Annotated in this window: 17 protein-coding genes; 9 read left to right on the top strand and 8 right to left on the bottom strand. The window is 65.6% G+C overall.

Annotation, left to right across the window (positions count from 1 at the left end):
• Positions 1-110: 110 nt before the first annotated feature.
• On the top strand, positions 111-938 hold the full coding sequence (locus NCR37_RS02740) for an EAL domain-containing protein (protein WP_250471411.1): 828 nt from the start codon (positions 111-113) through the stop codon (positions 936-938).
• A 15-nt stretch (positions 939-953) separates the two neighbouring features.
• On the opposite strand, the gene NCR37_RS02735 is transcribed toward NCR37_RS02740, so the two are convergent.
• Positions 954-2,498, bottom strand: a complete 1,545-nt coding sequence (locus NCR37_RS02735) for an FGGY-family carbohydrate kinase (protein ID WP_250471410.1) — start codon at positions 2,496-2,498, stop codon at positions 954-956.
• A gap of 26 nt (positions 2,499-2,524) precedes the next feature.
• Here NCR37_RS02735 and NCR37_RS02730 point away from each other — a divergent pair, with 26 nt between their 5' ends.
• The 4 genes from NCR37_RS02730 (at position 2,525) to NCR37_RS02715 (ending at position 6,844) form a co-directional block, all read left to right on the top strand.
• The gene (locus NCR37_RS02730; RefSeq protein WP_250471409.1) at positions 2,525-2,833 is read left to right on the top strand and encodes a hypothetical protein; all 309 of its coding nucleotides are present in this window, start codon (positions 2,525-2,527) and stop codon (positions 2,831-2,833) included.
• The gene (gene dalD, locus NCR37_RS02725; protein ID WP_250471408.1) at positions 2,830-4,227 is read left to right on the top strand and encodes a D-arabinitol 4-dehydrogenase; all 1,398 of its coding nucleotides are present in this window, start codon (positions 2,830-2,832) and stop codon (positions 4,225-4,227) included. Before NCR37_RS02730 ends, dalD begins: the two co-directional genes overlap by 4 nt.
• 116 nt (positions 4,228-4,343) lie before the next feature.
• Positions 4,344-5,825: a xylulokinase gene (gene xylB, locus NCR37_RS02720; protein WP_250471407.1), complete on the top strand. Its 1,482-nt coding sequence runs from the start codon at positions 4,344-4,346 to the stop codon at positions 5,823-5,825.
• Positions 5,826-5,896: 71 nt separating this feature from the next.
• Positions 5,897-6,844 (top strand): sugar-binding transcriptional regulator, encoded by a 948-nt coding sequence (locus tag NCR37_RS02715; RefSeq protein WP_250471406.1) that lies wholly within the window; start codon positions 5,897-5,899, stop codon positions 6,842-6,844.
• Between the two features lie 3 nt (positions 6,845-6,847).
• Here NCR37_RS02715 and NCR37_RS02710 read toward each other — a convergent pair whose 3' ends face one another.
• From NCR37_RS02710 to NCR37_RS02680, 7 genes are all read right to left on the bottom strand, one after another.
• Positions 6,848-7,711, bottom strand: a complete 864-nt coding sequence (locus NCR37_RS02710; protein ID WP_250471405.1) for an MOSC domain-containing protein — start codon at positions 7,709-7,711, stop codon at positions 6,848-6,850.
• 71 nt (positions 7,712-7,782) lie between these two features.
• Entirely contained in the window at positions 7,783-8,943 is a 1,161-nt protein-coding gene (locus NCR37_RS02705; RefSeq protein WP_250471404.1) for an ABC transporter ATP-binding protein, read from the bottom strand.
• Between the two features lie 63 nt (positions 8,944-9,006).
• The gene (locus tag NCR37_RS02700) at positions 9,007-9,675 is read right to left on the bottom strand and encodes an HAD family hydrolase (protein ID WP_250471840.1); all 669 of its coding nucleotides are present in this window, start codon (positions 9,673-9,675) and stop codon (positions 9,007-9,009) included.
• A 40-nt stretch (positions 9,676-9,715) separates the two neighbouring features.
• Positions 9,716-10,567, bottom strand: coding sequence for a carbohydrate ABC transporter permease (locus NCR37_RS02695; RefSeq protein ID WP_175939603.1), 852 nt, complete (start codon positions 10,565-10,567; stop codon positions 9,716-9,718).
• On the bottom strand, positions 10,564-11,499 hold the full coding sequence (locus NCR37_RS02690) for a carbohydrate ABC transporter permease (RefSeq protein ID WP_206467656.1): 936 nt from the start codon (positions 11,497-11,499) through the stop codon (positions 10,564-10,566). Before NCR37_RS02690 ends, NCR37_RS02695 begins: the two co-directional genes overlap by 4 nt.
• Before the next feature lie 73 nt (positions 11,500-11,572).
• On the bottom strand, positions 11,573-12,931 hold the full coding sequence (locus NCR37_RS02685; protein ID WP_250471403.1) for an ABC transporter substrate-binding protein: 1,359 nt from the start codon (positions 12,929-12,931) through the stop codon (positions 11,573-11,575).
• 198 nt (positions 12,932-13,129) lie between these two features.
• Positions 13,130-13,903 (bottom strand): L-iditol 2-dehydrogenase, encoded by a 774-nt coding sequence (locus NCR37_RS02680; protein ID WP_250471402.1) that lies wholly within the window; start codon positions 13,901-13,903, stop codon positions 13,130-13,132.
• A 239-nt stretch (positions 13,904-14,142) separates the two neighbouring features.
• Here NCR37_RS02680 and NCR37_RS02675 point away from each other — a divergent pair, with 239 nt between their 5' ends.
• Genes NCR37_RS02675 through NCR37_RS02660 form a run of 4 tightly spaced genes read left to right on the top strand, consistent with a single transcriptional unit; the run spans position 14,143 to position 17,189 of the window.
• Positions 14,143-14,628, top strand: coding sequence for a Fur family transcriptional regulator (locus NCR37_RS02675; RefSeq protein ID WP_250471401.1), 486 nt, complete (start codon positions 14,143-14,145; stop codon positions 14,626-14,628).
• Complete coding sequence (locus tag NCR37_RS02670) at positions 14,625-15,506, top strand: metal ABC transporter solute-binding protein (protein WP_250471400.1); 882 nt, start codon at positions 14,625-14,627, stop codon at positions 15,504-15,506. The genes NCR37_RS02675 and NCR37_RS02670 overlap by 4 nt, the downstream gene beginning before the upstream one ends.
• A complete protein-coding gene (locus tag NCR37_RS02665) occupies positions 15,503-16,408 on the top strand; it encodes a metal ABC transporter ATP-binding protein (RefSeq protein WP_502800476.1) in 906 nt (301 codons plus the stop codon). Before NCR37_RS02670 ends, NCR37_RS02665 begins: the two co-directional genes overlap by 4 nt.
• Positions 16,401-17,189: a metal ABC transporter permease gene (locus NCR37_RS02660; RefSeq protein ID WP_250471398.1), complete on the top strand. Its 789-nt coding sequence runs from the start codon at positions 16,401-16,403 to the stop codon at positions 17,187-17,189. Before NCR37_RS02665 ends, NCR37_RS02660 begins: the two co-directional genes overlap by 8 nt.
• Positions 17,190-17,214 lie beyond the last annotated feature (25 nt).

Below are 17,214 nucleotides of genomic sequence, written 5' to 3'. Positions count from 1 at the left end.
CGTCCTGCCGGCATATCAATATGTCAGTTCGGTGCAAGCGGCCGCCGCGCGCGCTGATACCATCCGAATAATCACAAGCGTCCGGTCGGCCCGCACCCGAACCCACATCCATGATCTCCCCGTCCCTGCCGGAACTCGTCGCCCGCGCCGCCGACCATCCGTTTCTCGGCGCGCATATCGTGCTGGCCGGCGACGAGCATGCGCGGCAGGCCATCGCCCGCTATGGCGAACTGACGCTTGCGAGCGCCTATGAACCGATCTTCGATGTCGGCACGCACAGCTTTCCGCAAACGCTGTCCGCGTCGGCCGAAAGCGCGCAACGCTTCGGCGACGAACTCGGCTTGCAGGCGCTGACGTTGATCCAGGGCGACATGCCGCGCGATCCGTTCGCGCACCTCGAAGACGACAACGAGCTCGTCACGCTGGACCGGCTATCCCGCGCGCTGCATGCGTTCAATTTCTTCGGCCCGCAGCGGCCGGGCTTGCTGTTCCTGCGCGTGCACGAGCGGCTGTTGAAGAGCGTGAAGTACGACCACGGGCTGGTCTTCTCGTCGGTGCTGCGCAAGTTCGGCATGAATCCGGCGCGCGTGGTGATCGAGCTGCCGGCGGCGGCGGTCGCGCACAAGACGTTTCTCGGCTATCTGACCAAGAGCTATCAGCGCTACGGATTCAAGGTGGCGGGCAATCTGCCCAATGCCGGGCAGATCATGGCGGTATCGGAGATGGCGCGGCTCGATTTCATCAAGATGGATGCGGGGGCCGCGCTGCGCGATTCGGTCGTGAAGCATCTCGTCGCGTACGCGCACCGGCTGAAGATTCCGCTTATCTTCTCGAACGTGTCCGATGAAGCGCAGTTCGACGCGCTTCAACAGTTCGATGTCCACTTCGTGCAGGGACCGGTGTTCGACGCGCATCCGACGCAGATGCGCGAGCCGTGAACGTGAAGGCCGGCGTCAGGCGTCGCGCAGCCGATGCATCGCGTCCTTGAGCGCGGGATAAAGGTCGAGGTAGACGCCGAACCGCGCGTCGTACACGCGTTGGCGCGCGGCATCCGGCTTCGCGCGCTCGACGAGCGTGACCCAGCCGCCTTCGGCCGTTTCGCGCGAAATCAGCCCCGCGCCGAGCGCCGCGAGCAGCGCCGCGCCCATCGCGGCTTCCACTTCCTGTTCGATCGACAAGACCGGAAAGCCCGTCACGTCCGCGATGATCTGCATCCACAGGTCCGAATGCGCCGCGCCGCCGACCACGATCAGCCGGTCATCCAGCGATTGCGCGCCGCGCCGCCCCGCTTCCATGTTGTGCCTGAGCGCGAACGCGACGCCTTCCAGCACCGCGCGATACAGCGTGGCGCGCGTATGAAAGAGATTCAGGCCGACGAACGTACCGCTCGCGTGCGCGTCCCACACGGGGCTGCGCTCGCCCATCAGATACGGCAGGAACACGACGCCGTCCGCCCCCGCCGCCACGTTCGACGCCGCCTCCTCCAGCAGCCGATGCGGGTCGCCATGCGGCGTCGCTTTGGCGGCTTCGATTTCTGCCTGACAGAACTGGTCGCGATACCACGCGACGCACGCGCCCGCCGTGCTCGCGCCGCCGAACACGTAGAGATCGCGCTTGCCGTTGTAGACGTGCGGCATCGAAACGAGGCCGTGCCGCGCATCGACGCTCTGGTTGACGTAGCCCCAGCACATGCTCGTGCCGATCATCGCGACATGGTGGCCCGCCTGCGTGACGCCCGCGGCGAAGGTGGCGACGGCCGCATCGACGCCGCCCGCGACGACCGGCGTGTTCGCGGCGAGCCCGAGCTTGTCGGCCCATTGCGGCAAGAGCCCGCCGACCACCTCCGACGATTCGACGAGACGCTCGGGCATCATCGAAACGGGAATGCCGAGCATCTCGAGTGCTTCATGCGACCATGCGCGCGCGCCGACGTCGTACACGCCGCCAAGATTGCCCGCCGAACTGTGGTCGACGGCGAGCTCGCCCGTGAGCCGCTGGATCACGAAGGCGTTGGGCGGCAGCAGATAGCGCGTCTTCTCCCAGACATCCGGGCGGTGTTCGCGCAGCCACAGCATCTTCGTGAAGCCGTAGTAGCTGTCCACGCCGTTGCCGGTAATCGCTTCGAGGCGCGGCACGTCGACCTGCTCGCTCACCCAGTCCACTTCGGCGGTGGCGCGGCGATCCATCCAGATCAGGCACGGATGAAGCGCCTCCATCTGCTCATCCACCGGAATGCCCGAGCCGCCGTAGAGGCTGCTCACGCACAGCGCCTTGATCTGCGGCGCGTCGATGCCCTGCGCCTTCGTCTTCTCGACGCATCCGGCGATGCACGCGGTCACCGCATCGAACCAGACGGACGGCCATTGCTCGGCCCAGAGCGGCTTGGGCGTATCCGGATGGTAGGCGCTCGAATGCTGCGCGACGATTGCGCCTTCCGTATCCACGACGAGCGCCTTCGTGCTCTGCGTGCCGATGTCGATGCCGATCACATAGTCCATGTCCGTGTCTCGCGTTATGGTTGTGCTTGCTGCTGCCGCTGCCGTTGATTTGGTCGAAGCCGCATGCACCTTCCGTCAATGCGAGCCGCGTTGACTATCCGGGTATGTCCCGATCCGGCTGCCCGCGTTCGATGGTGCATCGCAACGCGCCCGGCGAAGCTCGCGTGCACGGCATGGCACGGCGATTCACGCCGCACCGCAGCGACGACGCGCCCGCCGCGCGCCTTGACTTTCAACCGGGCGAATACGATCATTCGACCACCCATCGAGCAAATGCTCGCAAACCGTCCGCGCAGAACGGGCGCATCAGCCAATCAGAGGAAGACAAGACATGAGCAGCGTATCCAGCGAAGGCACGAGCGCGAACGTGATCCTGCATATCGGCGCGGGGTCCTTTCATCGCGCGCATCAGGCGTGGTATCTGCACAAGCTGATCGAATCGGGCGATGCGCAATGGTCGCTCGCCGTCGGCAACATACGCGGCGACATGAACGCCGTTCTCGACGCGCTCGCCGCGCAAAACGGCGAATACACGCTGGAGACGGTCACGCCGCAAGGCGAGCGCGAGTATGAAACCGTGCGCTCGATCAAGAAGGTCGTGCCGTGGTCGGCGGACCTCGGCGAGCTGATCGCGACCGGCGCCGCGCCCGCCTGCAAGATCGTCTCGTTCACCGTGACCGAAGGCGGCTATTACCTCGACGAGCACGACAAGCTCGACACCGCCAACCCCGATCTCGCCGCCGACCTCAACGGCGCGAAAACGACGATCTATGGCGCGCTGGCAGCGATCCTCGAAGCGCGCATGCAAAGCAACGCCGGCATGGTCTCGCTGCAAAACTGCGATAACCTGCGCAGCAATGGCGACCGCTTCAAGGCCGGCATGCTCGAATTCCTGCAACGGCGCGGACAGACGGCGCTGCGCGACTGGATGATCGCGAACACGTCGTGTCCGAACGCGATGGTCGATCGCATCACGCCGCGCCCCACGCCCGATGTCGCCGAGCGCGTGAAGGCAGCCACCGGCATTGACGATCGCGCGCCCGTGATGGGCGAGAAATTTATCCAGTGGGTCATCGAAGACAACTTCTGCGCGGGGCGTCCCGCGTGGGAGAAGGTCGGCGCGGAGATGGTGCAGTCGGTGCACCCGTACGAGGAGGCCAAGATCCGCATTCTCAACGCGAGCCATAGCTGCATCGCGTGGGCGGGCACGCTCGTCGGCCTGCAATACATTCACGAAGGCACGCAGGACATGGAGATTCGCGCGCTCGCCGAAGCCTACGTCACCGAAGACGTGATCCCGTGCCTCACGCCGAGCCCGATCGACCTCGCAAAGTATCGCGACGTGGTGCTCGACCGCTTCAGCAATCCGTATATCAAGGACACGAACCAGCGCGTCGCGGCCGACGGCTTCTCGAAGCTGCCGGGCTTCATCGCGCCGACGCTCTCGGAATGCTTCGCGCGCGGCATCGATCCGAACGCCACGGCCATGCTGCCCGCGCTGTTCTTCCGCTTCCTCGAACGCTGGCACGAAGGCAAGCTGCCGTACACGTATCAGGACGGCGTGATGGACCCGGCCGTCGCGCACGGCTTCTTCACGGCGGCCGATCCGATCAAGGCATTCACCGGCGACAAGCTGCTTTGGGGGAGCATGGCGCAGAGCGAAAGCCTCGAACGCGTGATGCGCGCGGCCATCGCGCGCGTCGATGCGTGGCTCGCCAATCGACCGTAAGCGCATCGCGAGATATCTTTCGCTCCGGTATTGTGCTCATGGCGCGCCGTCGCGCCGGGCGGTAAATTCCACGTTTTCGCCGGACATGCGCTCCGGCAACGACCAAGGGCTCGTTCATGTACTTAGGCATCGACCTCGGCACCTCCGAAGTGAAAGTGCTGCTGCTCGCGAGCGACGGCAGCGTCATCGGCACGGCGGGCACGCCGTTCACCGTCTCGCGTCCGAAGCCGCGCTGGTCGGAACAGAATCCGCTCGACTGGTGGGAAGGCACGCGCGCCGCACTGTTCCAGTTGCGCGAGAAGTTTCCGTCGGAGTTCGCGCAGGTTCGCGGCATCGGCCTGTCCGGTCAGATGCACGGCGCGGTGCTGCTCGATTCGAGCGATCGCGTGCTGCGTCCCGCGATTCTCTGGAACGACATGCGCAGCGACAAGGAATGCGCCGAGTTGTACGAGCGCGCGCCGAACCTGCATGAAATCGCCGGCAATCTCGCGATGCCCGGCTTCACCGCGCCCAAACTGCTGTGGGTCGCGCACAACGAACCCGCTATCTTCAATCAGACCGCGTGCGTGTTGTTGCCGAAGGACTATCTGCGCATGCATCTGACGGGCACGAAGGTGTCCGATCCGTCCGACGCCGCCGGCACGCTCTGGCTCGATGTCGCGCGCCGCGACTGGTCCGACGAGCTGCTCGCCGCGTGCGGCATGTCGCGCCAGCAGATGCCGGCGCTCGCGGAAGGCAGCGAGCCGTCGGGCACGCTGCGGCCCGAACTCGCGGCCGAACTCGGCTTGCGCGATGACGTTGTCGTCGCGGCGGGCGGCGGCGACAACGCCGCGAGCGCGGTCGGCATCGGCGCGACGGAACCGGGCGATGGCTTTCTCTCCCTCGGCACGTCCGGCGTGCTGTGCGTGGTCGGCGACCGCTTCCGGCCGAATCCGGCGTCCGCCGTGCACGCGTTCTGCCACGCGATTCCCGACCGCTGGCATCAGATGAGCGTGGTGTTGTCGGCGGCGAGCTGCCTGCGCTGGGTCTGCAAGCTGACATCTACCGACGAGCCCACGCTGCTCGCCGAAGTCGAGGCGTTGCCCTCCGACGCGCTCGCGACCGCCCCGCTTTTCCTGCCGTATCTGAGCGGCGAGCGCACGCCGCACAACGACCCGTACGCGCAAGGCGTGTTCTTCGGCATGACGCACGCAACGGACCGCGCGCTGCTCGGCTATTCGGTGCTCGAAGGCGTGACGCTCGCGCTCACGGACGGGCTGGATGCGCTGCAATCGGCGGGCACAGAGACGCGCGCGTTGTCGATGCTCGGCGGCGGCGCGAGAAGCGCATACTGGGGCCAAATGTTCGCCGATGCCTTCGATACCCCGACGCGCACCCACGGCGGCGGCGAAACCGGCGCGGCGCTGGGCGCGGCGCGCCTCGGCTGGCTCGCTGCAGGCGGCGATCCGTCGGTCGTGCTCGCGAAACCGGCGGTAAAGCAGGAGTTCACGCCGAATCGCGAACGGCATCAGGCCTTGCGTCAGCGGCTGAAGAGCTTCCGGGAGCTGTATCAGCACGTGCGGCCGCTGTTCGATCCGGCGCGCCCACGCCTGGCGTAGCTGACAAGGGCGCCCGCCACGCCGCGCACTGACGAACCAGCGAAATTCGCGAAGGAAAAGAAAAGACCTCAGTGCCTAAATCAACCGAAAAACTCGACCTGGCGACCCGCGCGGCGTGGCTCTACTACGTCGCCGGCAACACGCAGAACGAGATCGCAGAAAAGCTCCAGATCTCGCGTCCCGTGGCGCAGCGGCTCGTCGCGTTCGCGGTGGAAAAGAACCTCATCCGCGTGCGGGTGGATCACCGCATCGCGGACTGCCTGTCCCTCGCGAAGCAACTGTGCGACCGCTACGGCCTCGCGATGTGCGAAGTGGTGCCCATCGACGGCGACTCGAAAGAGCAAGTCGACCGCAAGCTCGCCGTCGCGGGCGCGCAGGTGATGGAGCGCTATCTGGTCGACGAGAAGCCGATCGTCGTGTCTATCGGCAGCGGGCGCACGCTGAAGGCGGTCGTCGAGCAGATCGGACAGATCGACCGCCCGCAGCATCGTTTCGTGTCGATGGTCGGCGCGATCGCGCAGGACGGATCATCGAATCGCTATGACGTTGCGCAGCAGCTATCGGAGAAGACCGGCGGCAAGCACTTCATGCTGCCCGCGCCGCTCATGGCCGACAACGAAGCCGAGCGCGCGCAATGGGTCAATCACCGGCTGTACCGTATCGTCGATGAACTCGCGCAGAAAGCGGACGTGGCGTTCGTCGGCATCGGCAATGTGGGCGTCAATTGCCCGCTGCATCAGGACGGCTTCATCACGCGCGCCGAAGTCGACGAGATGATGAAGGCCGGCGCGGTCGCGGAATGGCTCGGCTTGCCGATCGACGTGAACGGCGAGCGCGTGCAGTCGAAGACCGGCGCGCGCGTCACGAGCCTGAAGCTCGACGCCCCGCCGAAGCGGCCGACCATCGGCTTCGCGGGCGGCGAGCGCAAGCGCGAAGCGTTGATCGCGGCGCTCAAAGGCCAGTGGCTGTCGGGACTCGTGACCGACGAGCTTTGCGCGAAAGCCGCGCTCGACGCCTGAGCGTCAGAACGCGATCTGCGCATCCACAGCCTGCCCGGTTTCGAGCATCACGCCTTCGCCTTCGACCACCATCGCGTTCTTGCCGAAGGTGAGCTTGCCGTCGTGCTGCGCGCTTGCGCGATACGTGCTCATGGTGTCCAGCGGTTCGTGCGGCCACTCGGGATGCGGCGCGCCGGTGAGTTGGTCGATGGTCGGCACCGGGCAGCGCGTGCAGAGCTTGACGAGGCGCAGTTGTACGTCGCGGCCGTCCCCGCGAATCAGCATGTCTTCGACGAAATCTTCCTCGTAGGCATCGAGCCCGCCGATCACGAGATTCGGGCGAAAACGGTTCGCGGCAATGGCGGGCGCGCCCTTTTGCGCGAGCCGTGCGTTGAGATCATCGAGCGATGCCTGACCGAGCACGAGCAGCGGAAAGCCATCGGCGAAGCGCGTGTGCGTAGTGAGCGGCGCAGTCCACTTCTGATCGACGTTGCGCCGCGCCTGCGGCGCGAAGCGCGCGAGGCGCGCCGGCATGCCGAGCAATTCGCTGAACCAGTGCGCGGTCTGCGGGCCGGTGTCGAGCGCATCGACGGTATCGCGCCAGACGGTCGCGCGCACCGGTTCGGCATTCGACAGCGCGGCCGGGTCCAGCGGCGTGCGCAGCGTCGGCATGCCGGGCGCGTCGAGGACGAGATCGCCGCCATCGAACGCTGTGCGGATCAGCGCCATGCGCGGATAAGTGCGCTGCGTCAGCATGCCGCCCGACGCGTCGGTGACCATCCAGTGGCGATCGTATTCGAGACCGGTTTCCAGCAGCATCGCGCGTGGCAGCGCGATGCCGGCGCAGGACTTGACCGGATAAACGTACAGCTCGTTCAGAACGTGCATGGCGCGTGTCGGTGCGGTGGCGGGAGGAGCCGCATTATCGCCTGCCGACACGCGAAGAAACACGCGCCGCGTCAGGCCGACGCGCTTTGCACGCGCGGCATCTTCACTTCCGGATGCTCCGCGAGATACGCCTGCACCGCGTTGCGCGCGAAAGCCTGCCCTGCCGCGTCGAACATATGGCAGTGGTCAGGCTCCGCGCCGAGCTTCAGCTTTTGGCCGCGCGCGTGCTTCTCCAGCGGCGGAATCCGCGAAATGAGGCCATCGGGCGCCACGGACGTTTCCGCATAGAGATAAGCGGCATCGCCGAGCGTTTCGACGGTCATCGTGCTCGCGGACACGCCGTAGTCACTCGTGGCGGGCATCGGCTGCAAGTGCTCCGGACGAATGCCGACGGTCACCGCATCGCCCGGCTTCGCGTTGCCCGGCAGCACGCCGACAAGCTGCGTCTCGCCGGTCTCGTACTTCACGAGCACGCCGTCGCTCTGAACCTGCGCGATGGTGCCGGACAGAAAGTTCATCTTCGGCGAGCCGATGAAACCCGCGACGAACTTGTTCGCCGGAGCGTGATACAGCGTGTTCGGCGTGCCGACCTGCTCGACGTTGCCCGCCGACAGCACGACGATCTTGTCCGCGAGCGTCATCGCTTCGACCTGATCGTGCGTCACGTAGATCATCGTCGTCTTCAGGTCGTCGTGAAGGCGCGCGAATTCCAGGCGCATCTTCACGCGCAGCGCGGCGTCGAGATTCGAAAGCGGCTCGTCGAAGAGAAAGACTTTCGGCTTGCGCGTGATCGCGCGGCCGATCGCCACGCGCTGGCGCTGACCGCCCGACAGTTGCTTCGGCTTGCGGTCGAGCAGATGGTCGATATGCAGAATCTTCGCGGCCTGCTTCACGGCCGCGTCGATGGCGGGCTTCTTCTCGCCCGCGAGCTTCAGGCCGAAGGCCATGTTGTCGTACAGCGTCATGTGCGGATAGAGCGCGTACGACTGGAACACCATCGCGATGCCGCGCTTGGCGGGCGGCAGGTCGTTCACGCGCGCGCCGTCGATCATCAGGTCGCCGCCGCTGATGTCTTCGAGACCCGCGATCATGCGCATCAGCGTGGACTTGCCGCAGCCCGACGGCCCCACGAACACGACGAACTCGCCGTCTTCGATATCGAGGTTGACGCTGCGCATCACCTCCGTGTCTTCATAACGCTTGTTGATGTTGCGTAACGTCAGGCTAGCCATGATGTGTCTCCTGTCGGCCTTGCTTTCGCCGAGTCATGTGCGGCGCACGTGTGCGTGTGCGCGCTAATTCGTTTCGAACGACGCGTGTTGCAGCCAGCGATCGACGAGCGCGGGCAGGCGCGCCATGTCGTCGAACACGATCGCCGCGCCCGCGCGCCGGAGCGTGTCCACCTGGCCTTCGCTCGCGTGTCCGCCGCCGATGAAACCGAGCACCGGCATGCCCGCCGCCCGCGCCGCCGTGACGCCCGTCACGCTGTCCTCGACGACGAGGCACATCGACGGCTCGACGTTCATCGCGCGCGCCGCCGCCAGATACACGTCCGGCGCGGGCTTCGGATTGGGGACCATGTCCGCGCAGAAGCGCCGCTCGCCGAAAAAGCGCACGAGCCCGGTGCGTTGCAGCGCGGTATCCACGTACGAAGAGAAGCTGTTGCTCGCGCAGGCTTTCGTGAGCGGCACGGCGGCCAGCGCCTCGGCGATGCCCGCGACGGGCGGCGCCTGCACCGCCGCCGCCTCGACCGAACGCCGGATCGCGACGACCTGCTCCGGCGTCAGCGTGCGGTTGACGCTGTCGGCGGCGCTCGCGAGCACGGCCTCGATGCGCAGCCCGAGCAGCGGCAGCACGACCGGCTCGACATCGACGCCCGGCCACAGCGCCTGCAATTCGGTAACGAGCATGCGCGCCGCCACGGCTTCGCTGTCGATCAAGACGCCGTCGCAATCGCAGATCATCAGGCGGTCGTGTGGGAGAGTCAGGTTCACGAGCCCGCCCTCACTTGACCGCGCCGAAGGTGAGACCGCGCACGAGCTGCTTCTGCGACAGCCAGCCGACGATCAGGATCGGCGCGACCGCGAGCAGCGAAGCCGCCGAGAGCTTCGCCCAGAAGAGCCCTTCCGGACTCGAATACGACGCGATGAACACGGTCAGCGGCGCGGCATTCGAGCTCGACAGGTTGATGCTCCAGAACGCCTCGTTCCACGAGAGGATCACGAGCAGGAGCGCGGTCGATGCGAGGCCCGGCAGCGCCATCGGCATAAGCAGATAGACGATCTCCTGCCAGGTCGTCGCGCCGTCGATGCGGCCGGCTTCCAGAATGTCCTTCGGCACTTCGTTGAAATACGTGTAGGCCATCCACACGGCAATCGGCAGATTGATGAGCGTGTACACGATGATGAGACCGCTCACCGTATCCAGCAGCCCCGAGTTCTTCCACAAGAGGTAGATGGGCACGAGCACGCCGACCGACGGCATCATCTTCGTGGAGAGCATCCACAAGAGCAGCTTCTGCGTCTTGCGCGTGGGGAAAAAGGCCATCGCGTAGGCGCACGGCACCGCGAGCAACAGGCAGACCACCGTCACGCCGAGCGAGATCAGCACCGAATTCCACGCAAAGCCGAAGTAGTTGCTGCGCGCGAAGACTTCGCGAAAGCTGTCGAGCGTCGGCGAAAAGATGAGCGACGACGAATACGCCTGCTGCTCGGTCTTGAACGCGGTGATCGTCATCCAGAAGATCGGGAAGAACAGCAGGATGGAGACGAGCCACGCGAGGACGCCGGGCACGATGCGCTTCACATGATCCAGCACGGGCACCGAAGTCGTGGAGGTAACGGGATGCGTGCTCATGACTCGTACTCCCCTTTGAGGTTCTTCGCGAGCATTCTCACGAGGAAGAACGCGACGATATTGGCGAGAATCACCGCGAGAATGCCACCCGCCGAGGCGAGGCCGACATCGAACTGTTGCAGGCCGAGCGCATAGATCAGGTACGACAGGTTGGTCGTCGCCGTGCCGGGGCCGCCGCCCGTCGTCGTGTAGATTTCCGCGAAGATCGAGAGCAGGAAGATGGTTTCCATCATCACGACGACCGCAATCGCGCGCTTCAGGTGCGGCAGCGTGATGAAGAAGAACATGGCGAACGGGCCCGCGCCGTCGATGCGCGCGGCTTCCTTCTGCTCCTGATCGAGCGACTGGATCGCGGTGAAAAGAATGAGGAACGCGAACGGCAGCCACTGCCACGCGACGATCACGATGACCGCAAAGAGCGGATACTCGGCGAACCAGTCGATAGGCTGCATGCCCAGAGATCGCATCAGCGAGGCGACGAGGCCGTACACCGGATGCAGGATCATGTTCTTCCAGATCAGCGCGGAGACCGTCGGCATCACGAAGAACGGCGCGATGACAAGCAGCCGCGCGATGCCCTGTCCGATGAACTTGCGGTCGAAGAGCACCGCGAGCAGCACGCCGCCGATCACCGTGATGGCCAGCACGGACGCAATCAGCGTCAGCGTATGCGCGATGGACGGCCCGAAGGCGGGATCGGTAACGAGGAACTGAAAGTTGTCGAGCCCCGCGAAGCCTTTGACATCGGGATTCAGCAGGTTGTAGCGCGAAAACGAATACCAGATGGTCATCGCAAGCGGAATCGCCATCCACAGGAACAGCAACCCGGACGACGGCGTGATCAGCCAGCGGACCGACTTCGCGCGCTTCTTGTCGCGCTCGGCGGCGGACACGTCGAAGTGATCGGCAATGGGGGGATTCAGTTGGCGCATGATCGTGTCACCTCTCGATGATGCCGGCGGGCCGCGCGCTGACGTTACCTGGCGCGGCCCGCCTATTCGCCGCTTACTTTTGGTAGCCGGCCTGTTTCACCGCGCGGTCAGCCGTCGCGTTGGCCGCCTTCAGCGCGTTGTCGACGCTCGTCTGTCCGGCGACGACACCCGCGATGGACTGCCCGACCACCGTGCCGAACGACTGGAACTCCGGAATGCCGACGAACTGAATGCCGCTATAGGGCACTTTCTTCTGCGTCGCGTCGTTCGGATTCGCGGATTCGATCGCCTGCAACACGAAGTCGCCGAACGGCGCGGCCTGCTTGTACTCGGGGCGAGCGTAAGTCGACTTGCGCGTGCCCGGCGGCACCGAGGCCCAGCCTTCGTCCTTGCCGACCATCTCGATGTATTCCTTCGACGTCGCCCACGCGGCGAACTTCTTCGCGGCGTCCTGCTGCTTCGACGTCTTCGGAATCGCGAGCGACCACGACCAGAGCCAGTGCGAGCCCTTCGGCGTGACCTGCGTCGGCGCGGCGGCGAAGCCGATCTTGTCGGCCACTTGCGATTGCGCCTTGTTGTAGAGCATGCCGGCGGCAACCGTCGCGTCGATCCACATCGCGCACTTGCCCGAGGACATCAGCGTGAGGTTTTCGTTGAAGCCGTTCGAGCTCGCTCCCGGCGGGCCGTCGCTCTTCAGCAAGTCCGCATAGAAGGACACGGCCTTGTGCCATTCGGGCGTGTCGAGCTGCGCCTTCCACTGCTCGTCGAACCAGCGCCCGCCGAACGTGTTCACGACCGTTGAAACGAACGCCATGTTTTCGCCCCAGCCCGCCTTGCCGCGCAGACAGATGCCGTACTGGCCCTTCGACTTGTCGGTGAGCTTGTCGGCGAACTGCTTGATCTGGTCGTAGGTCGGCTGATCGGGCATCTTCAGGCCCGCAGCCTGAAAAAGATCCTTGCGGTAATACGTCATCGAGCTTTCGACGTAGAACGGCAGCGCGTAAAGCTGGCCGTTGTACGAGAGACCGTCGCGGGCCGTCTTCACCACGTCGTCGAGATCGTAGTTCGAAGGCAGATTCGACATCGGCGACAGCCAGCCGCGCTTGCCCCACTGCGGCGCTTCGTACGTGCCGATGGTCAGCACGTCGAACTGGCCGCTGTTCGTCGTGATGTCGGTGGTCGCGCGCTGGCGCAGCACGTTCTCCTCCAGGATCACCCACTTGAGCTGAATGTCGGGATTGGCTTTCTCGAACGCCGGCGAGAGCTTTTTCAGCTCGATCATGTCCGGATTGTTGAGCGTGGCGATGGTGATGGTCGTCGCGGCATGCGCGGCGAGCGGCGCGAGCGCGGCGGCGGCAAGCGCGGCCGAAACCGCCGCGATGGAACGCCGCGTGCGCGGCTTGGGCTGAACGGTGCGTTGAGTGCGTTTCATTGGTTCGTCTCCTTTTTCGTTTGCACGGTGCAGCGGACCGTGCATGCATGGCGCACGTGCCGTCTGTGCCGCTGCCTGATTCTGCTGCGCTGGGAACCGCGTGGTTGCTCGTTTTCGTAGGCTGGCCCGCGTATGCATCACCGCGACGCCGTTTCACTATAGACGGTGCGCCTCATGCTGCAAGGCGCACGCGCCGGGTCAACTCATCCAGTTGCCGCCGTCGACGTTGATCGTCTGCGCGGTGATGTAATCCGAATCCGCCGATGCGAGAAAAAGCGCCGCGCCGGTCAGGTCGTCCGGCACGCCCATGCGTCCGAGCGGCACTTCCTCGCCGACGACGCGTTTCTTTTCGCCGAGCGGCCGGTTTTCGTAACGGGCGAAGAGCGCATCGACCTGTTCCCACATCGGCGTATCGACGACGCCCGGCGCGATGCCGTTCACGTTGATGCGTGATTTCGCGAGCGCGAGCGCCGCCGATTGCGTATAACTGATGACGGCCGCCTTGGTCGCGCAGTAGTGCGAGACGAGCGCCTCGCCGCGCCGCCCGGCCTGCGACGACATGTTGATGATCTTGCCGCCGCGTCCCTGCTCGACCATGCGCCGGGCGACCGCCTGCATCAGGAAGAACATGCCCTTGACGTTGACCGCGAAGAGGCGGTCATAGACGTCCCAGGATTCGTCGAGGATCGGGCGCATGTCGAAGAGCGCCGCGTTGTTGAAGAGAATGTCGATGCCGCCGAAGCGCTCCACGGCGCTCGCCACGATGCGCTCGATGTCTTCGCGGCGCGTAACGTCGGCTTCGAGCGCGAGCACGCGGCCGGCGGCGTTCTCATAACGCTGCGCCATGCCTTGCGCGTCTTTCACGTCGACCACGACGAGCTTTGCGCCTTCGTCGAGATAGCGCCGCGCGACCGCCTCGCCGATTCCGCTCGCGGCGCCTGTGATGACCGCGACCTTGTCTTTCAGTCTCACCGATGTCTCCGATTCTCTGCCCGACCGGCGCGCGGAAGTGAGCGAACGCTCGACGGCCGATCAATTGCTCTATGTTTGATCGAATGATCGGTGTTGCGGAGGCGCGTGTCAAGGCGTGGTTTCGCGGTTTCGATGCTGCAATGCGCAACGCGTTGGTGGCGCGTCAACGATGCAAACCGCCGTGATACGTTATATCATCGCCACTCGCTCATAGCGCCGCCTTGGGCGGCCACGATGACATGACTGCATCCGTTGAAACCATGCTCGCCCGCGCCGAAGCGTTAGCCAACGAGCGCGGCCTCGCGCTCACGCCGCTGCGCCGCCACGTGTACGAACTCGTGCTGAAGGCGCACAAGCCCATCGGCGCGTACGACCTCATCGACGCGCTGGAACCGCAGCGCGGCGCGCGCGTGCCGCCGACCACCGTTTATCGCGCGCTCGACTTTCTGGTCGAGAACGGGCTCGTGCATCGCATCGAGTCGAAGAACGCGTTCGTCGCGTGCTGCGACGCCGGCCGCCCGCACGAGAGCCAGTTTCTGATCTGCGATGAATGCGGCGCGACGCTCGAAATTCAGGGACGCGAACTGGCATCGTCGCTGTCGGCGAGCCCGCCCGCGCACGGCTTCCAGTTGCGGCATCAGGTTGTGGAACTGAGCGGCCTGTGCAGCGACTGCCAGCGCAAGCATCACGCGAACGAGCACGCTCACACCGAAGGAAGCCGATGAAACGCGCGCACATCCTGAATTGCGTGGTGGCCGCGCTTTGCATCGGCCAGAGCGCGTTGGCGCATGCCGCCGGCGTGCCGGTGGTCGCGGCGGAAAACTTCTATGGCGACGTCGTGCGCCAGCTCGGCGGCGACTACGTAGAGGTCACGAGCATTCTCAACAATCCCGACGAAGATCCGCATCTCTTCGAAGCCAGCCCGAAGACCGCGCGCGCGCTTCAGCATGCGGCGCTCGTCGTCTATAACGGCGCGGACTACGACCCGTGGATGGACAAGCTGCTCGCGGCGTCGAAGAGCAGCGCCAAGCGCACCGTGATCGTCGCGGCGCAGCTGACGGGCAAGAAGTCCGGCGACAATCCGCATCTCTGGTACGACCCGCCGACGATGCCCGCCGTCGCGAAAGCGGTGAGCGCGTATCTGGCGAGCGCGGACCCGGCGCACAAGAGCGATTACGACGCGCGTCTCGCCGCGTTTCTGGCATCGCTCAAGCCCATCGACGCGCGCATCGCGCAGCTGAAGTCGCGTTATCGCGGCGTGCCCGTGACCGCGACGGAGCCGGTGTTCGGCTATACCGCCGATGCCATCGGCTTCGAGATGCGCAACCAGCGGTTCCAGACCGCCGCGATGAACGAGACGGAGCCGAGCCCGGCCGAGATCGCCGCGTTCGAGAAAGACTTGCGCGAACGGCGCGTGCACGTGCTCATCTACAACAGCCAGGCGACCGGCGCGCTCACGCGGCGTCTGCTCGGCATCGCGAAAGACGGGCATGTGCCGAGCATCAGCGTGACGGAGACGCTGCCCGCCGGCAAAACCTATCAGCAATGGATGCAAACGCAGCTCGACGCGCTCGCGGGCGCGCTGCAAGGATGGCAGCAATGATCCACGAGTCGAAGACCGCGCTCGAAGTCGATCGCGTGACGCTCGAACTCGGCGGACGCGCGATTCTGAACGATGCGAGCTTTGCCGTTCACACCGGCGAATTCATCGGCGTGCTCGGGCCCAACGGCGCGGGCAAAACCACGCTGATGCGCGCGCTGCTCGGCCTCGTGCCCGTCGCGTCCGGCGCGATCCGCGTGAACGGCGAGGCCGTCGTGCGCGGCAATCCGTCCATCGGCTACATGCCGCAGATTCGCGCGGGGCTCGCCAATCGCCGCGTGCTCGGGCGCGATTTCGTCGCGATGGCCGCGGACGGGCATCGCTGGGGCCTGCCGCATCGCGACGCGCGCACGCGAGCCGACGTCGAGCGCGTGCTCGATCTCGTCGGCGCGCGGCAACTCGCGGCGCGGCCGTTGTCGGAGCTATCGGGCGGCGAGCGTCAGCGGCTCCTGCTCGCGCAGTGTCTGCTCGGCAATCCGCGTCTCTTGCTGCTCGACGAGCCACTCATCAGCCTCGATCCGCGCCATCAGACGAGCGTCGTGGAACTCGTGCGACGCGTGCAGCGGGAACTCAACATCACGGTGTTGTTCTCCGCGCACGAACTGAATCCGCTCTTGAACTCGCTCGATCGCGTGCTGTATCTGGGCAACGGGCGCGCGGCGCTCGGCACCGTCGACGAAGTCATCACGAAGCCCGTGCTTTCGCGTCTCTACGGCTCGACGATCGACGTCATGCGCGTGAACGGCCGCATCTTCGTAATGTCGGGCGACGTGGAAATCGACAAGCTCGATCACGCGCACGAAAACGGCAACGGGCATCAGCACGAGCACGAGCACGAGCACGACCACGGCCACGCTCATGCGCACAGCCACGGCAAGAAGGGAACGCACACGCACGATGTTTGAATACGACTTCATGGTGAACGCATTCGCGGCGTCGGGCATCGTCGCGGTGCTGGCGGGAATCGTCGGCTATTTCCTGGTGATGCGCGGGCAGACCTTCGCGGGCCACGCGCTGTCGCACGTGGGCTTTACCGGCGCGACGGGCGCGGTGCTGCTCGGCGTGTCGCCCATCTGGGGCATGGTCGGCTTCACGCTCGCGGCGGGCGTCGGCATGGGCGCGCTCGGCGAGCGGCTGTCGGGCCGCGACGTGGCCATCGGCATGATTCTTTCGCTGTCGCTCGGCTTCGGGCTGCTGTTCCTGCACTTCTTCACCGCCTACGCGACGCAGGCCACCGCGCTGCTGTTCGGCAACGTGCTCGGCGTGAGTCACGAAACGCTCGTGGTGCTCGCCGGACTCGCGGCGGTGAGTCTCTTCGCGCTAGGCGTCATCATGCGGCCGCTGCTCTTCGCTTCGTTGCAGCCGGAGCTGGCCGAAGCAAAAGGCGTCTCGCTGCGCCTCGTCTCCGTGCTGTTTCTCGCGATCACCGCGCTCGCGGTGGCGGCGTGCACGCAGATCGTCGGCGTGCTGCTGGTGTTCGCGCTGATGGTCGGGCCGGCAGCGGCCGCGCAGAACGTGACCACGCGCCTGTCGACGGGCCTGCTGCTCGCCGCGCTCTTTGCATTGGGACAGGCGTGGGCGGGCCTGACGCTCGCCTATTACACCGACTGGCCGACGAGCTTCTGGATCACGATGCTCGCCGCAGTGGTCTATGCGGCGAGCCTGCTGGCGCGGCGCGGAAACTGACCGACCGCTGCCGCTACCGCGCCGC

The sequence above is a fragment of the Caballeronia sp. GAFFF1 genome, assembly GCF_023630705.1.
Taxonomy (GTDB): domain Bacteria; phylum Pseudomonadota; class Gammaproteobacteria; order Burkholderiales; family Burkholderiaceae; genus Caballeronia.
This window is presented reverse-complemented; position numbering and strand designations above follow the sequence as displayed.

What these genes read in the sequence shown, in the direction of transcription:
- NCR37_RS02740 (WP_250471411.1), top strand. Translation starts at nt 111, where the DNA reads ATGATCTCCCCGTCCCTGCCGGAACTCGTCGCCCGCGCCGCCGACCAT.
- NCR37_RS02735 (WP_250471410.1), bottom strand. Translation starts at nt 2,498, where the DNA reads ATGGACTATGTGATCGGCATCGACATCGGCACGCAGAGCACGAAGGCG.
- dalD (WP_250471408.1), top strand. Translation starts at nt 2,830, where the DNA reads ATGAGCAGCGTATCCAGCGAAGGCACGAGCGCGAACGTGATCCTGCAT.
- xylB (WP_250471407.1), top strand. Translation starts at nt 4,344, where the DNA reads ATGTACTTAGGCATCGACCTCGGCACCTCCGAAGTGAAAGTGCTGCTG.
- NCR37_RS02710 (WP_250471405.1), bottom strand. Translation starts at nt 7,711, where the DNA reads ATGCACGTTCTGAACGAGCTGTACGTTTATCCGGTCAAGTCCTGCGCC.
- NCR37_RS02705 (WP_250471404.1), bottom strand. Translation starts at nt 8,943, where the DNA reads ATGGCTAGCCTGACGTTACGCAACATCAACAAGCGTTATGAAGACACG.
- NCR37_RS02700 (WP_250471840.1), bottom strand. Translation starts at nt 9,675, where the DNA reads ATGATCTGCGATTGCGACGGCGTCTTGATCGACAGCGAAGCCGTGGCG.
- NCR37_RS02695 (WP_175939603.1), bottom strand. Translation starts at nt 10,567, where the DNA reads ATGAGCACGCATCCCGTTACCTCCACGACTTCGGTGCCCGTGCTGGAT.
- NCR37_RS02690 (WP_206467656.1), bottom strand. Translation starts at nt 11,499, where the DNA reads ATGCGCCAACTGAATCCCCCCATTGCCGATCACTTCGACGTGTCCGCC.
- NCR37_RS02685 (WP_250471403.1), bottom strand. Translation starts at nt 12,931, where the DNA reads ATGAAACGCACTCAACGCACCGTTCAGCCCAAGCCGCGCACGCGGCGT.
- NCR37_RS02675 (WP_250471401.1), top strand. Translation starts at nt 14,143, where the DNA reads ATGACTGCATCCGTTGAAACCATGCTCGCCCGCGCCGAAGCGTTAGCC.
- NCR37_RS02670 (WP_250471400.1), top strand. Translation starts at nt 14,625, where the DNA reads ATGAAACGCGCGCACATCCTGAATTGCGTGGTGGCCGCGCTTTGCATC.
- NCR37_RS02665 (WP_502800476.1), top strand. Translation starts at nt 15,503, where the DNA reads ATGATCCACGAGTCGAAGACCGCGCTCGAAGTCGATCGCGTGACGCTC.
- NCR37_RS02660 (WP_250471398.1), top strand. Translation starts at nt 16,401, where the DNA reads ATGTTTGAATACGACTTCATGGTGAACGCATTCGCGGCGTCGGGCATC.